The organism is Psychrobacter sp. GTC18467 (genome assembly GCF_055397455.1).
The window spans coordinates 1,912,365-1,926,943 of sequence record NZ_AP038920.1 but is presented as its reverse complement, the minus strand read 5'-3'; the positions used below and the strand labels follow the sequence as shown (position 1 = coordinate 1,926,943).

General features: G+C 43.3%; 22 protein-coding genes. 3 read left to right on the top strand and 19 right to left on the bottom strand.

The window, feature by feature from the left end; all coding sequences use genetic code 11:
* The first annotated feature begins 145 nt into the window (after window positions 1-145).
* Window positions 146-1,306 (top strand): tRNA epoxyqueuosine(34) reductase QueG, encoded by a 1,161-nt coding sequence (queG, locus tag ACZ5XY_RS08545; RefSeq protein ID WP_464740762.1) that lies wholly within the window; start codon window positions 146-148, stop codon window positions 1,304-1,306.
* Window positions 1,307-1,384: 78 nt separating this feature from the next.
* Here the strand turns inward: queG and lysM are convergent, their stop codons facing one another.
* The 6 genes from lysM to ACZ5XY_RS08515 form a co-directional block, all read right to left on the bottom strand.
* Window positions 1,385-1,894, bottom strand: coding sequence for a peptidoglycan-binding protein LysM (gene lysM, locus ACZ5XY_RS08540; protein ID WP_464740760.1), 510 nt, complete (start codon window positions 1,892-1,894; stop codon window positions 1,385-1,387).
* Window positions 1,895-2,203: 309 nt separating this feature from the next.
* Window positions 2,204-2,440: an acyl carrier protein gene (gene acpP, locus ACZ5XY_RS08535; protein ID WP_169393443.1), complete on the bottom strand. Its 237-nt coding sequence runs from the start codon at window positions 2,438-2,440 to the stop codon at window positions 2,204-2,206.
* Between the two features lie 211 nt (window positions 2,441-2,651).
* A complete protein-coding gene (fabG, locus tag ACZ5XY_RS08530; RefSeq protein ID WP_464740758.1) occupies window positions 2,652-3,380 on the bottom strand; it encodes a 3-oxoacyl-ACP reductase FabG in 729 nt (242 codons plus the stop codon).
* The gene (gene fabD, locus ACZ5XY_RS08525; protein ID WP_464740756.1) at window positions 3,377-4,345 is read right to left on the bottom strand and encodes an ACP S-malonyltransferase; all 969 of its coding nucleotides are present in this window, start codon (window positions 4,343-4,345) and stop codon (window positions 3,377-3,379) included. Before fabD ends, fabG begins: the two co-directional genes overlap by 4 nt.
* 320 nt (window positions 4,346-4,665) lie before the next feature.
* Window positions 4,666-4,848, bottom strand: a complete 183-nt coding sequence (rpmF, locus tag ACZ5XY_RS08520; protein ID WP_201533070.1) for a 50S ribosomal protein L32 — start codon at window positions 4,846-4,848, stop codon at window positions 4,666-4,668.
* Between the two features lie 256 nt (window positions 4,849-5,104).
* The gene (locus ACZ5XY_RS08515; protein WP_464740754.1) at window positions 5,105-5,725 is read right to left on the bottom strand and encodes a YceD family protein; all 621 of its coding nucleotides are present in this window, start codon (window positions 5,723-5,725) and stop codon (window positions 5,105-5,107) included.
* A gap of 134 nt (window positions 5,726-5,859) precedes the next feature.
* Here ACZ5XY_RS08515 and ACZ5XY_RS08510 point away from each other — a divergent pair, with 134 nt between their 5' ends.
* The gene (locus ACZ5XY_RS08510; RefSeq protein WP_464740752.1) at window positions 5,860-6,513 is read left to right on the top strand and encodes an elongation factor P hydroxylase; all 654 of its coding nucleotides are present in this window, start codon (window positions 5,860-5,862) and stop codon (window positions 6,511-6,513) included.
* A gap of 96 nt (window positions 6,514-6,609) precedes the next feature.
* Window positions 6,610-7,230, top strand: coding sequence for an L-threonylcarbamoyladenylate synthase (locus tag ACZ5XY_RS08505; RefSeq protein WP_464740750.1), 621 nt, complete (start codon window positions 6,610-6,612; stop codon window positions 7,228-7,230).
* Between the two features lie 88 nt (window positions 7,231-7,318).
* Here ACZ5XY_RS08505 and rplQ read toward each other — a convergent pair whose 3' ends face one another.
* The 13 genes from rplQ to rpsH form a co-directional block, all read right to left on the bottom strand.
* Entirely contained in the window at window positions 7,319-7,678 is a 360-nt protein-coding gene (gene rplQ, locus ACZ5XY_RS08500; RefSeq protein ID WP_169393449.1) for a 50S ribosomal protein L17, read from the bottom strand.
* A gap of 19 nt (window positions 7,679-7,697) precedes the next feature.
* On the bottom strand, window positions 7,698-8,705 hold the full coding sequence (locus tag ACZ5XY_RS08495; RefSeq protein WP_464740748.1) for a DNA-directed RNA polymerase subunit alpha: 1,008 nt from the start codon (window positions 8,703-8,705) through the stop codon (window positions 7,698-7,700).
* 81 nt (window positions 8,706-8,786) lie between these two features.
* Window positions 8,787-9,428: a 30S ribosomal protein S4 gene (gene rpsD / locus ACZ5XY_RS08490; protein ID WP_464740746.1), complete on the bottom strand. Its 642-nt coding sequence runs from the start codon at window positions 9,426-9,428 to the stop codon at window positions 8,787-8,789.
* Window positions 9,429-9,475: 47 nt separating this feature from the next.
* Window positions 9,476-9,865, bottom strand: a complete 390-nt coding sequence (gene rpsK, locus ACZ5XY_RS08485) for a 30S ribosomal protein S11 (RefSeq protein ID WP_169393452.1) — start codon at window positions 9,863-9,865, stop codon at window positions 9,476-9,478.
* A 20-nt stretch (window positions 9,866-9,885) separates the two neighbouring features.
* Window positions 9,886-10,242 (bottom strand): 30S ribosomal protein S13, encoded by a 357-nt coding sequence (gene rpsM / locus ACZ5XY_RS08480; protein WP_464740743.1) that lies wholly within the window; start codon window positions 10,240-10,242, stop codon window positions 9,886-9,888.
* Between the two features lie 161 nt (window positions 10,243-10,403).
* The gene (gene rpmJ, locus ACZ5XY_RS08475; RefSeq protein WP_025644371.1) at window positions 10,404-10,520 is read right to left on the bottom strand and encodes a 50S ribosomal protein L36; all 117 of its coding nucleotides are present in this window, start codon (window positions 10,518-10,520) and stop codon (window positions 10,404-10,406) included.
* A gap of 34 nt (window positions 10,521-10,554) precedes the next feature.
* On the bottom strand, window positions 10,555-11,886 hold the full coding sequence (gene secY / locus ACZ5XY_RS08470) for a preprotein translocase subunit SecY (protein ID WP_464743831.1): 1,332 nt from the start codon (window positions 11,884-11,886) through the stop codon (window positions 10,555-10,557).
* Between the two features lie 18 nt (window positions 11,887-11,904).
* Entirely contained in the window at window positions 11,905-12,345 is a 441-nt protein-coding gene (gene rplO / locus ACZ5XY_RS08465) for a 50S ribosomal protein L15 (protein WP_464740741.1), read from the bottom strand.
* Entirely contained in the window at window positions 12,345-12,524 is a 180-nt protein-coding gene (rpmD, locus tag ACZ5XY_RS08460) for a 50S ribosomal protein L30 (protein WP_201533096.1), read from the bottom strand. Before rpmD ends, rplO begins: the two co-directional genes overlap by 1 nt.
* Before the next feature lie 20 nt (window positions 12,525-12,544).
* Window positions 12,545-13,060, bottom strand: coding sequence for a 30S ribosomal protein S5 (gene rpsE / locus ACZ5XY_RS08455; RefSeq protein ID WP_464740739.1), 516 nt, complete (start codon window positions 13,058-13,060; stop codon window positions 12,545-12,547).
* Window positions 13,061-13,062: 2 nt separating this feature from the next.
* Window positions 13,063-13,413 (bottom strand): 50S ribosomal protein L18, encoded by a 351-nt coding sequence (gene rplR / locus ACZ5XY_RS08450; protein ID WP_464740737.1) that lies wholly within the window; start codon window positions 13,411-13,413, stop codon window positions 13,063-13,065.
* An 11-nt stretch (window positions 13,414-13,424) separates the two neighbouring features.
* Window positions 13,425-13,958 (bottom strand): 50S ribosomal protein L6, encoded by a 534-nt coding sequence (gene rplF, locus ACZ5XY_RS08445; RefSeq protein WP_464740735.1) that lies wholly within the window; start codon window positions 13,956-13,958, stop codon window positions 13,425-13,427.
* 219 nt (window positions 13,959-14,177) lie between these two features.
* Window positions 14,178-14,576, bottom strand: coding sequence for a 30S ribosomal protein S8 (rpsH, locus tag ACZ5XY_RS08440; RefSeq protein ID WP_201533104.1), 399 nt, complete (start codon window positions 14,574-14,576; stop codon window positions 14,178-14,180).
* Window positions 14,577-14,579: the final 3 nt, after the last annotated feature.

Sequence of the window (14,579 nt, the reverse complement as noted above, 5' to 3'; positions counted from 1 at the left end):
TTTTATCCTTGAGTGATCATCGATGGTTTTATAAGAATTTGTTTTATCATTGCTGCCATCAACAGGTTATAATAAGTTAATTTTGCCGCTTTTAACCCTTTGCCTTCTGCAATGCGCTAGAAGCGTTTTACCCAAGCGATGGTTTATGACTGATCCTGCCTATTCTAAAACTGTCTTTGATTCTGTAAATGATGTCAAGCAGTGGATTCATGAGCAAGCGTTAGCGCTTGGATTTACAGATTGTGGTTTTATTTCTGTTCATCATCCGCTATTTGCCAAGCAAATGGCGCATCTTAAGTCTTGGCTTGATAAGGGCTATGAAGGTCAGCTGCAATTTTTGCATAACAACCATGAACTTCGCGAACATCCAGACAGGTTGGTAACAGGTGCAAAAACGATCATTAGCGTTCGCATGGATTACCTCACCGACCCCATCAAGCCGCGAACGGTTGAGGACAATCTACGCCCCAATCATGCCATCATTGCCCGCTATGCTCGCGGTCGTGACTATCATAAAACCATGCGTGGGCGCCTTAAACAATTGGCAATCCAAATTGAAGCCAAGCTTGCCGATTGGCAGCACTTAACTATCGGCTGCCACGATCCTTTTGTGTTTCGACCTTTTAGCGATTCTGCGCCTATTTTTGAGCGCGCCATTGCTGATGCCGCAGGACTTGGTTGGACAGGAAAGCACACGCTTTTATTGAACAATACTTCTGGTTCTTTTTTTGTCTTAGGCGAGCTATTTACCAGTCTTGAATTGCCGGACGATGCTCCGATAACGCCGCATTGTGGCAGCTGCCAAGCTTGCCTAGACGTTTGCCCCACTCAAGCTATTGTTGCCCCTTATGAAGTCAACGCCAGTGCTTGCATTTCTTACTTGACCATTGAACATCAAGGCAGTATCGATATTAAATATCGCCGCGCTATCGGCAACCGCATTTTTGGCTGTGATGATTGCCAACTGATTTGCCCGTGGAATCGCTATGCCACCCTCACCGCCGTTGAGGATTTTTTGCCAAGAAACAAGCTTGACAACAGCAGCCTTCTTGAGCTTTGGCAGTGGTCGGAGGAGACTTTTTTAAAAAACACTCAAGGCAGCCCCCTGCGCCGAACCGGATTTGTCAACTTTCTACGCAATATTGCCATTGCTTTAGGCAACGCGCCAGCAAGTCAAGAAATTATTACTGCCCTTTTAAGCCAAATAAATACTCATGGCTCAATGCTTGATGAGCATATCGATTGGGCAGTGATGGAGCAACAGCAAAAACTAAAGGCAATTTGCGTAACGAACTTACCATCTTAATTACTATAACCTTTGGTGATAGTAATAAAAAAGCCTTTTAACTGTTAAAAGGCTTTTTTATTATAAAATTTATTAAAATTAAGCTTTTGGAATTCGAAGCACTTGACCCGGATAGATTTTATTTGGGTCGGACAAGAGCGGCTTATTGGCTTCAAAGATTTTCATATAATCATCCGCTGAGCCATAAACAGATTTTGCAATTTTTGATAGCGTGTCGCCTGATTGAACCGTATACATTGTTGATTCTGGCGCTTGCTGCTCAACGGTAATATGGTCAATAACTTTAGCTACGTGCTGAACATTACCGACCGCAATAATAGCTTTTTCGCGATCCGCTTGAGTTTTTGCCGTCCCGCTGATTTCCGCCGTGTCGGTTGAGCCGGTATATTTAACTTTAAGGTTACTGATATTTAGATGTTGTTGCTGAATGCGCTGCAATAAAATATTAGCTACAGATTGTGCTGAAGGTTCAGTAGATTGAGCCGGTTTGCTGGCATCGGCATGAGTTTCTGTATTGGCTTGATGTTTGTCATCATCACGATGAAAAATTTTATCACCAACGCTTTTGGCAAAACTAAAAACACCCATGATAACTCCTTGATTTGATTATTATTTATTGTTGTTATAAAAACTTAATTCTAAACTCGATTCTGATCAAGTTTTTAACAGTTGGTTTTTAGACAGCTTCTTGAACGAAAATTAGTATAGCAAATTATCCGTCGGCTCAAAGTAAGCGTTTGTTGATTCGTGTTAGAAAAACGTTCTTTTCTTTAACCAATTATTTTTAAAAGTCATTGTAAAGTTAATAAAAAACCGCCCAATAAATTAGGCGGTTTTTAGCAATTAGTGATGAATTATCACTGCCAAGGCTCAGAAAAAAGGCAAGTTGCCTTTAACTTAAAGCTGAGCTTGAACGTAATCAATCGCTTTTTGAACTGTGGTCAATTCAGCTGAATCTTCATCAGGAATGGTGATACCAAAATCACTTTCAAATGACATAACCAACTCAACTAAGTCTAGTGAGTCAGCGCCTAAGTCTTCCATAAAAGAGGCATCATTTTTGATGTCTTCAACGTTCATGCCCAGCTGTTCGGCAACGGCTGACTTTACGCGTGCTTCTGTATCATTACTCATATAATACTCCTTTCTTATTAAGAATAAATTTTAATTGAGGATAACCACTAACATTTATTTTGCCATCAAATTTAAGACTTGAGCAAAAAAGCTGCTTGATTATAACATCATTCGTTCGAGTTTACACTCGTTCACGATTTTTTTTGTTGATCTTAAGTTGGCACTTTTAGCAGCGCTGACATCACTTTTGCTCAAGCTTACCTCAGCAGGGTTACATATACATGCCGCCATTGACTGCAAGAACTGCACCGGTGATATAGCTTGCTTCATCACTGGCTAAAAATGAGACGGCAGCGGCAATATCTTCTGGCTGACCTAATCGCCCAATGGGAACAGCATCCAGCATAGAATTAAGCAGGCGCTCATCAAGCTCATCGGTCATGTCCGTTTCAATAAGACCCGGAGCGACGCAGTTGACCGTGATTTGCCGTGAACCAATCTCGCGAGCAAGCGTCCGGCTAAAGCCTTCAACTCCGGCTTTGGTCGCCGCATAATTCGACTGACCGGCATTGCCCATTTGCGCGACCACTGAGCTGATGTTAATGATGCGACCACGGCGGGCTTTCATCATACCGCGAACTGCGCGCTTGCTTAAACGATATACTGAAGTTAAATTAGTATCAATAACATTGTCCCAATCTTCATCCTTCATGCGCATCAGCAAGCCATCTTGAGTAATTCCGGCGTTATTTACCAAAACTTGTACCGCACCGTAAACGCTTTCAATTTCTTCAAACAGCTTTTCAATTTGGGTCATGTCACGAACATCAAGAACGCGACCAATACCGCCAATGTCGTGCAGATAATCATCAATCAGCGCCGCCCCTTTTTCAGTGGTGGCAGTACCAATCACAAAATGACCTTCTTTGGCAAAACGCTTGGCAACGGCTTTGCCGATACCGCGGCTAGCACCGGTTACTAGGGTAATTGTTCGGCTCATAATAGCACCTCCAGTAATTTATCAAGTCGAGCGGGTTTGTCCACAGGGTAGCTTGCAATAGGGTCAGCTTGGCGTTTGGCAAGATTGCTTAACACATTTCCGCTACCGCATTCGATTAACACATCAATTTGCTTATCTGCAAGTGATTGCATGGTTTTTGACCAAAGTACCGGCTCGCTTAATTGCTCCGTTAATGCTTGCTTGATTGCTTGAATATTGCTTTCAGCGCGCGCATGACGGTTTTGAATGACCGGAATGGCGGGTGGCTCAAATTTGATAGTAGCGAGCAATTCTGCAAGCGCCGCGGTTGCCGGCTGCATAAGCGCACAGTGTGATGGCACGCTTACCTTTAACGGAATGGCTTTTTTGCCGGTATTTTGGACTTTATCAATAACGGCATTAACGCCTGCTTCATTTCCTGAAACGACCACCTGACCTGGGCTATTAAAGTTGGCGGCATTGACAATTGCCCCATCAACATGCTCAGTTGCCTGTTCGCAAAGCGTTTCAACGCGGCTGTCTTCAAGCCCTAACACTGCTGCCATCGCCGTATCAACGCCGGCAACCGCTTCTTGCATCAATTGACCGCGCTTATGAACCAAGCGAATGGCATCGGGAAAAGAAATCACCCCTGCGGCACAAAGCGCACTATATTCACCTAGCGAATGACCCGCCAAATAGCAAGGTGCTTTTTCAAGCTTGCTTTCCAAAATCCGCCAAAGCGCAATGCTTGCTGCAAGCAATGCTGGCTGGGTATATTCAGTTTGGTTTAAGCGGGCTTCATCTTGGCAAATCTCCCACAAATCCTCACCAAGAGCTTGACTTGCTTCATCAAAGGTGGCTTTAATTTGTGGATAATCTTCTGAAAGCTCACTCAACATGGCAACCGCTTGCGAGCCTTGTCCTGGAAAAATTACAGCAACGCGGGACGGCAAAGTGGTCGTGGTCTCAGTTGCAGACGCCATAGCCAATATTCCTTAAAATAATTATCAAGATTCCTAATAACTCTACAATCACCAACGCTTCATTACTTTTTTATTAAAAAGTAAACGGCTGTTTTGAATGATCGCCTAATGGCAAGCTCAAACTATACACTGCAACTTGCCTTACGCCTAGTCCTTTAAACCAAATTGACCATTTAAAGGCAGCGTTTTGCTAAAACAATAGCCAACAAAAAACCAAGCTACCTTGCTATTGTAATAACAGCAAACTAACTTGGCTTTTGTTATCTCAATCACCTCACAGGTCACATTACTGATCATCATCAGGTGAGACCTGCAGTTATTTAAGCGTCTTGGCTGACTTTAAATAACTGACGACCACGGTAAAAACCGTCTTTGGTCATGTGGTGACGACGATGTTTTTCACCCGTAGTGGCATCAATGCTAAGCTCAGCCACGCTCATGTGGTGGTGTGAGCGGCGCATGTCACGACGCGAACGGCTTTTACGGTTTTGTTGAACAGCCATGATATAGCTCCTATACTAAAAAGGGTAAGCTTAAAATTCAGCTTTAATCGATACTGACACAGGCGCAATCATCTCAACACCTAAAGTCGCTGCATCATTAAATCAAAAAAGTAATAAACTGGCTTTAGTTAACGGCAAGCAAATTTATAAAATCACTGACCTTTTAAATGATAAACCAGTTGTTTTTTGCCAGAATGCAATAAACCGGTCATTATACGCATGTTTTTATGATTAATAAAGCCCTAAGCTTTGAAAATTAAAGCTTACCTTTTAATGCCGCAAGCGCTGCAAACGGGTTTTCCTGCTCCACCTCTGGAATATCGCCCACTTGCTCGACCGCCATTTCACAATCTTCATGCTTAGGCGCCAGTGGCAATTTTAATAAAATCTCATCTTCAATGAGAGCTTTAAACGGTAGCACATTCTCGCCTGAGACTTGCTGAACAATTTCATCAAGCAATAAATAATCTTGCGCTTCTTCAAGCAATTGAATTTGACTGTCATCATCTAACAGTGCTAAATCATAATCATCGCTTAAATCCATCGCAACCGGCTGCAAACAACGCTGACAAGTCAGCCAAACCTCACCTTGAATCTCAAATGCTAAATGCAGCACGTTATTATGGCGATAAAAATGCGCTTGCAGATCTAATATTGAAGGTTCACCGCTGTCATCTATCACCGCTTGAAGACGCTCAAAACTGCTGGCGAACACCTTTCCTGACCATTCAAATTCAGAATCTGCCCACTTATCTAAGGACAACTGCTTTGGCAAATCACTTGTTGTTATATCACCAGCGGTTTTACTCATAGCTTGGGAACTCATACTGCCTTGATTTAACACAAGGTCACTTAACTCCGTTGAATTGCTTACCATTTACGGCCTCGCTATCAAAAATCGTATATAATTATTGGGGCTATAGTAACGTACTTTATCTCAGTTCTCTAGCGCCCTAATGTTACAAGTTTTCCTAAAAGCCCCGTAATCACTGCTAACTTACCTGAGAAGTCATGACCTCATTCAACCCTGATTTTGCTGCCCTACTTAGCCCCAAAGCGGCTCTTGAGCTCTTAACAAAACTTGATTTACAAGCTTGTCACCCCATTAACCTGTCACCGCAAAAAAACTATCCTATTGATATCAAGCCGTTTCATAAAACAGATGATACTGCGGCAACTCGTGACTTAACTCGCTTATTTAATTCGCTGTTTTTATCGCAAAATACCATTTTAGTTCGCGGTGATCATGAGCCTGAATATTTTGCAGCTACTCAAGATCAACCTGCGCAAATTGTCTTTGCTCATGGCTTTTTTGCAAGCGCCCTTCATGAAATTAGCCATTGGTGTATCGCCGGTAAACAGCGGCGCAAACTCAACGATTTTGGTTATTGGTACGCCCCCGATGGCAGAACCGAAGCTCAGCAAGCTGCATTTGAAAAAGTAGAAATTAAGCCACAAGCGATTGAATGTTTATTGACTTTAAGTTGCAGCAGATACTTTCAAGTATCCCAAGATAACTTATTTGCCGATTTTGATACCAGTAACAGCACCTTTGCCGCTGACGTTTTTCAGCAAGCACAAACTTATCTTTGCCAGCCAAACTTAATCCCTAAAGATGCCCAAACGCTACTTCGCGCCTTTTTAACGATTCACTACGCGCTTTAACGTCAAGATTATATGATGACGTTCCATTTTTCCTTATACTGGCAAGTCGTAAAAATTTAATTTTGACGCTCATCATTATTTTATAAGGATCTCGTTATGCAGACGTTCTACATTCACCCTGATAATCCACAGCCAAGGCTTATTGAACAAGCCGCACAACTGCTTCGCGATGACAAACTTCTTATTTATCCAACTGACACCAGTTATGCCTTTGGTTGCCGTCTTGGGGCAAAAGACGCCCTTGATAAGCTAAAACATATTCGTGAGCTTGATGACAAGCATCAGTTTACTTTGCTTTGTCGTGATTTAAGTGAAATTGCCACTTATGCGGTTGTGGACAATCAACAGTTCAAACAGCTAAAAGCCCATACCCCAGCCCCCATCACGTTTATTTTAACAGCAACGCGTGATGTTCCAAAAAAACTTGCTCACCCTAAGAAGAAAACCATCGGGATTCGTGTGCCAAGCAATCCAATTGCCCAAGCATTACTTGAGGCTATGGATGAGCCTATCTTAACCAGTTCTTTAATTTTGCCAAATCATTCTGAGGTATTAGATGATCCGTTTGATATTGAAGAGGCATTAAGCAGCCAAATTGATGGTTTAATCAATGCCGGAATTCAAACGACCAAACTTACTACCATTGTGGATATGACTGAAAGCTTGCCAAAAATTATCCGCCAAGGCGCAGCAAACGTAGATTCATTAATGATTTGACTCTTCGATTAACCTAACCTGTTAGTTATCATTTAGCACAAAAAAAGCTCCAAATTCTTGGAGCTTTTTTTATGGCACTTTAATAAAATTAGTCGCGATCAACCAATTCTACGTAAGCCATCGGTGCGTTATCCCCATCACGGTAGCCGCATTTTACAATGCGAAGATAGCCGCCTGGACGCGTCTGATAGCGAGGTCCTAAAGTACCGAATAGTTTACCAACCATAGCTTTGCTACGCATCCGGCTGAATGCCAAACGACGGTTAGCAACGCTATCTTCTTTTGCTAAAGTAATTAATGGCTCAGCAACGCGGCGCAATTCTTTAGCTTTTGGCAGTGTTGTTTTGATCAGTTCATGCTCAAACAGTGAGTTGGTCATGTTCTGGAACATTGCCTTACGATGACTGCTGGTACGACCCAGCTTGACTCCACTCTTACGATGGCGCATGGTCAAATATCCTTAAAGTTTAACGGCTACGATAAGAAAAACGGTCATCGACACGCAAATCGGCAGGAGGCCAATTGTCAAGACGCATGCCAAGCTCTAAATCTTTAGAAGCTAGCACGTCTTTGATTTCTGTCAATGATTTCTTACCTAGATTTGGTGTTTTTAAGAGTTCTGTTTCAGAACGTTGAACCAAATCACCGATATAGTAAATGTTTTCAGCTTTCAAGCAGTTGGCTGAGCGAACCGTTAGTTCAAGATCGTCCACAGGGCGCAGAAGCACCGGATCAACCTCTTCTTTTTCTTTCACAGGCTCAGGCGCTTCTTCGGCTTCTAAATCAACAAAGATAGAAATCTGTTGCTGTAAAATAGTTGCCGCTTTTCGAATTGCTTCTTCTGGATCAATTGTGCCATTGGTTTCAAGCTCAATGATAAGACGATCAAGATCGGTACGCTGTTCAACACGAGCGTTCTCAACCTGATAAGCAACACGGAGCACAGGGCTAAAGCTTGCATCAAGCTTTAAGCGACCAATTGCTTTGGTGTCGCCATCTTCACGGCGCTGATTTGCTGGCTCATATCCACGACCCATCACCACACGCAGACGCATTTTTAAATGACCGCGATCGCTTAATGTACCAAGAACCAAATCAGGATTGGCAATGTCAACATTATGCGGAAGCGCGATATCTGCAGCAGTAATCGTGCCTGGACCTTGTTTATCTAAGGTCAAAAATACTTCATTTTGATCATGCAAGGTAATTGCCAAGCCTTTTAGATTTAAAAGCAGGTCAAGAACGTCTTCTTGCAATCCCTCAAGCGTTGAGTATTCATGGTTAACCCCATCAATCTCAGCCTCAATAACAGCGGCGCCTGGTAATGAAGATAATAAGATGCGGCGAAGGGCGTTCCCAAGGGTATGCCCAAAGCCGCGCTCTAACGGTTCGAGTGTGACTTTCGCAATCGTTTCGTTAACCGTATCCACGTTAATGGCATTTGGCGTTAGAAACTCAGTTGCATTTAGCATCATGGTGTCACCTCGAATTATTTAACTGGTTTAATAAACGCAATGGCGTTTTTATCTTAACCTCAGTGTAACAGCAATTAACTATTACTTAGAGTAAAGCTCAACAATCAAGCTTTCATTGATTTCTGCTGGCAAATCAACGCGATCAGGTGCTTGTTTGAACGTACCTTGAAGCTTGTTATGATCAACGTCTAACCATTCAGGGATTCCACGCTGAGAAGCAAGTTCAATCGCATTTTTGATACGAAGCTGTTCGCGAGATTTTTCTTGAACGGCGATCACATCACCATCTTGAAGCTGAATTGATGGAATGTTCACACGAACAAACTCATCACGACCAGCTTTTTTTAGCATAATTGCACGGTGGCTGACAAGCTGACGCGCTTCTGCACGAGTTGAGCCAAAGCCCATACGATAAACGACGTTATCAAGGCGGCTTTCTAGCATAGCAAGAAGGTTTTCACCAGTAGCGCCGCGTTTACGGGCCGCTTCTTTATAGTAGTTAGCAAACTGACGCTCAAGAACACCGTACATACGCTTCACTTTTTGTTTTTCGCGAAGCTGCAAGGCGTATTCTGACGTTTTATTGCGGCTGGTGCCATGTTGTCCTGGCGCTCGGCCAGCTTTTTTAGTTTTCACGTCATAAGGTTTGACGCCTGATTTAAGGCCTAAATCAGTACCTTCGCGGCGTGATAACTTGAGTTTTGGTCCAATATAACGGGCCATTGATATGTCTCCTTAAGCTTTTGGGATAAAAAGCTTCGTCTTTAATCTTAGACGCGGCGCTTTTTAGGCGGGCGGCAACCATTGTGTGGGATTGGGGTTACATCAGAGATACTGTTGATTTTATATCCCAACGCTCCAAGAGCTCTTACCGCAGACTCACGACCTGGTCCTGGTCCTTTGACCAAAACATCAACGTTTTTCACACCATATTCTTGAGCGGCTTTACCAGCAACTTCAGCTGCCACCTGAGCGGCAAATGGGGTAGATTTGCGTGAACCACGGAAGCCTTGTCCACCTGAAGTGGCCCAAGCCAATGCATTACCTTGACGATCGGTAATTGTGACAATGGTGTTATTAAAAGACGCATGGATATGGGCTACGCCCTCCGATACTGAACGACGAGTCACTTTTTTGCGACTGCGAGTGTCTTTAGCCATCTTTTAGCTTCCTAAGTTAATTATTTTTTAATTGCGCGGCGAGGACCCTTACGAGTTCGCGCATTAGTTTTCGTACGCTGACCATTGACAGGCAAGTTGCGACGATGGCGAATGCCACGGTAGCAGCCTAAATCGACCAAACGCTTGATGTTCATTGACACTTCACGACGAAGATCACCTTCAGTTGTATAGTTGGCAACTTCTGCACGGACAGCATCTAACTGAGTATCGTCAAGTTGACTTATCTTAGTGGTTGGCGCAATGTTTACTGCTTCAAGAATTTTTTGAGCAGTGGTACGGCCAATACCAAAGATGTAAGTCAATGAGATCACAGCATGCTTGTTGTCCGGAATGTTAACACCGGCAATACGAGCCATTGCTTATTCTCCATTATAGAAAAACAATGAGTTAAGAATTGTTTTTCAGTTTTATTGCGGTCAATACTCAATTTATGAATTAAATATAATTTCGTATCAACTACGGCAAGTGGCGGATGATATCGCATCCGCCGTTATTTTTCAAGTATTAATTAAACTAATTAACCTTGACGCTGCTTGTGACGTGGCTCTGCAGTACAAATCACATGAACGCGACCTTTACGGCGAACGATTTTGCAGCTACCACAGATTTTTTTAACTGATGCTTGAACTTTCATCGCATGCTCCTTAAAAGATTTCCCCGCGCGTAAATTAAGACTGCGACGGAGACTGAATTAACGTTTGATCATGATATTGATGGGTCATCAAATGCGCTTGAATTTGGGAAATAAAGTCCATCACTACTACAACCATAATCAGTAGCGACGTACCACCTAAATGAAACGGCACACCAAATGAAGATTGGATAATCATTGGCATTAGGCAAATTACCGTCATGTAAATGGCACCAATAAAGGTTAAGCGGTTTAATACATGATCAAGATAACGCTGAGTTTGTTGACCGGGGCGAATTCCTGGAATATAGGCGCCACTGCGTTTTAGGTTTTCAGCAACCTCTCGCGGACTAAAGACTAATGCGGTATAAAAATAGCAAAAGAAAATAATCATTGCACCAAATAAGATCAAATACAATGGCTGACCTGGCGATAACACCAATGCCATATTTTGAAGTATTTTCTGCATCAGGGTGGGGTCATTGGATTGACCCACCCACTGTCCAAGACTTGCTGGAAACAGCAGTAAGGAGCTTGCAAAAATAGCAGGAATAACCCCTGCCATATTGATCTTTAAGGGTAAATGCGATTGCTGCTGAGCATAAATCTTGCGACCTTGCTGCTGTTTCTGAGCGTAATTAACCGGTACCTGACGCTGAGCGCGCTCGATATAAACAATCCCTGCAGTGACAGCAACGCCAAGCACTACAAAAATAAATAATGCAATCAAGTTCATTTGACCTTGATTGACCTGCTCAATCGATTGCGAAATTACCCCTGGCATTCCGGCAACAATACTGGCAAAAATCAGCATTGAGATGCCGTTACCGACGCCGCGCTCAGTGATCTGCTCACCAAGCCACATCAAAAACATAGCTCCAGCAACCAACGAGGTCACCGCTGGAATATAAAAAGTTAATCCTGACGACAAGGTTAAGTTTTGGCTAATCAGCCCTGCACACATCCCAAAGGACTGCACTAATGCTAATGCTAGCGTTCCTTGACGCGTATATTTATTAATCTTGCGCCGACCTGCCTCACCTTCTTTTTTCAAGGCTTCTAAAGAAGGGAGCACCGCTGACATCATCTGAACGATAATCGATGCTGAAATATAAGGCATAATACCAAGCGCCATGATCGACATTCGCTCAAGTGCCCCTCCTGAGAACATATTAAACATACTCAAGATGGTATTTTCATTTCGCGAAAATAAATCTGCAAGATTAACTGGATTAATTCCAGGAACCGGAATATGCGACCCTAAGCGATAAACAATCAATGCGCCTATTAAAAACAGCAGCCGCGACCAAAGCTCATCATATTTTCGGATGAAAGCAAAGGGGTTGAGCGGAACACCAGATGATGACATTGATTGTTTTGACACGGGTTACTCCTCGATGCTACCGCCAGCAGCTTCGATGGCTTGTTGAGCGCCTTTAGTGACTTTTACGCCTTTAAAGGTGAATGCTTTTGCAACATCGCCTGACAAGATAATACGAGCGCGCTTCATATCATGACGAATGATATTTGCCGCTTTTAAGCTTTCAAGGCTTACTACGTCGCCATCAATTTTGTTCAGTTCAGACAAACGTACTTCAGCTGTGGTCATTGCCATTTTACTGGTAAAACCAAACTTAGGAACGCGGCGATAAAGTGGCATTTGACCACCTTCAAATCCGGCACTAATGCTTGATCCTGAACGTGATTTTTGACCTTTGACCCCGCGGCCGCCAGTTTTACCAAGCCCTGAACCAATACCGCGACCACGGCGATGGGCAGTTTTTTTCGCGCCAACACCGGGTGACAATTCATTTAATCGAAGTCCCATTACGCTTCCTCCACTTTTACCATGTAGTTGATGCGATTGACCATGCCACGAGTTGATGGTGTGTCTTCTACTTCAACAGTATGACCGATACGGCGCAGTCCCAATCCTTTCAAGCACGCTTTGTGGCTTTTGAGGCGATGGGCTCCCGATTTAAATTGAGTGACTTTCATTGTTTTCATCGTAACTCACCTACTTAAAGTTAGCCCAAAATTTCTTCTACAGTTTTACCACGTTTGGCTGCCATCTTCTCAGGAGTTGACATGTCGCGAAGACCGTTAAAGGTTGCGCGAACGACGTTTGCGGTATTGGTAGAGCCATAGCATTTGGTTAAAACGTCTTTAACCCCAGCAACTTCTAATACAGCACGCATGGCGCCACCAGCGATAACGCCGGTACCTTCTGATGCTGGCTGCATGAATACTTTACTGGCACCGTGACGCGCTTTAATTGGGTGATATAAAGTGGCGTCATTTAGTTCAACAGTGATCATGTTACGTTTAGCTGCTTCAAGCGCTTTTTGAATGGCGGCTGGAACTTCACGAGCTTTACCACGACCAAAGCCAACGCGACCATTACCATCACCAACAACAGTGAGTGCGGTGAATGAGAAAATACGACCACCTTTTACTACTTTTGCAACACGATCAACGGTCACTAAGCGCTCAACTAAGCCGTCAGTTTGCTCAGTTCTATCATTTTTATCATTTCTAGCCATGATTAAAACTCCAATCCATTTTCGCGAGCAGCTTCTGCAAGTGCTTTTACTCGGCCATGATATTTAAAGCCACTACGATCAAAGGCAACTTTAGTGATGCCGGCAGCTTTTGCGCGCTCAGCGATCAATTGACCTACTGAAGTTGCTGCATCAGCGTTACCGGTTGCGCCTGAACGTAGGCTGCCGTCTAAAGTAGAAGCCTGAGCGATCACTTCGCCACCTGTTGGAGAGATAACTTGGGCATAAATGTGTTTTGAGGTACGATTAACCGTCAAACGATAAACGCCTAAATGACGGATATGGGCACGGGTTTTTTTAGCTCGACGCAGACGAGCTGCTTTTTTATCAAACATATCAACTCACCTTATTTTTTCTTAGCTTCTTTGCGAACCACATGCTCATCACTGTAACGAATACCTTTACCTTTATAAGGCTCAGGTGGACGGAACGCGCGGATGTTCGCTGCTGCCTGACCAAGCTGTTGTTTGTCGTTTGATTTTAGGACAATTTCAGTTTGTGATGGGGTTTCAGCAGAAACGCCTTCAGGAAGCGTGTATTCAACAGGATGTGAGTAACCTACGTTTAAAGTTACTTTATTACCCGCTGCTTGAGCACGGTAACCAACACCGATAAGCTGAAGACGCTTTTCAAAGCCTTCGCTTACGCCAACAACCAAGTTGTTAATCAATGAGCGCATGGTACCGGTGTACATCATGGCATCTTGTGAATCGTCTGAAGGGGTGAGGATAATAGCATCATCTTCCTGTTTCAGCTCGACCAAATCATGCAGGCGTAAAGACATATTACCATTTTTGCCTTTAACTTCGACCTGCCGATCGTTCAAAGTAACGCTTACGCCATTTGGCAGCGTCACTGGGGCTTTAGCCACACGAGACATAGGAATATTCCTTAAAAATTTGACTTGCTTATATTAGCGAAAAAACTAACAAGTTAAAAACCTGCTAGTTTAGCATAGCTTTTCATTAGACTGCCGATACTAAAAGCAGTTTTTTGAGCTCAAGTATTATAAACGAATTATTTATATCTTGATAATTTTTTTGCAGTTATTTAGCACTTATCCCATCTTTTAATAAAAAATGGGATAAGTTAAAATAATTTAAGCAACGAAGGCCACGATTTCGCCACCGATTCCAGCTTTACGAGCAGCGCGATCGCTCATGATGCCTTGGCTGGTGGATACGATAGCCACGCCCATTCCTTGCTTAACGCTTGGAATGGCATCTTTGCCACGGAATTGACGAAGACCAGGACGGCTATAGCGCTGAATGGTTTCGATTACCGGACGACCTTGGTAGTACTTCAGTTCAATAGTTAACGTTGCTTTGCCATTGTCTTCAGCTTGAACTTCAGCGCTTTGAAGGTAACCTTCGCTTACTAGCAAATCAGCAATTGATTTGCGTAGTTTTGAACTTGGCATTGCTACAGAAACTTTATTTGCCATTTGGGCGTTACGGATACGGGTTAGCATATCAGCAACAGTATCTTGCATACTCATGAG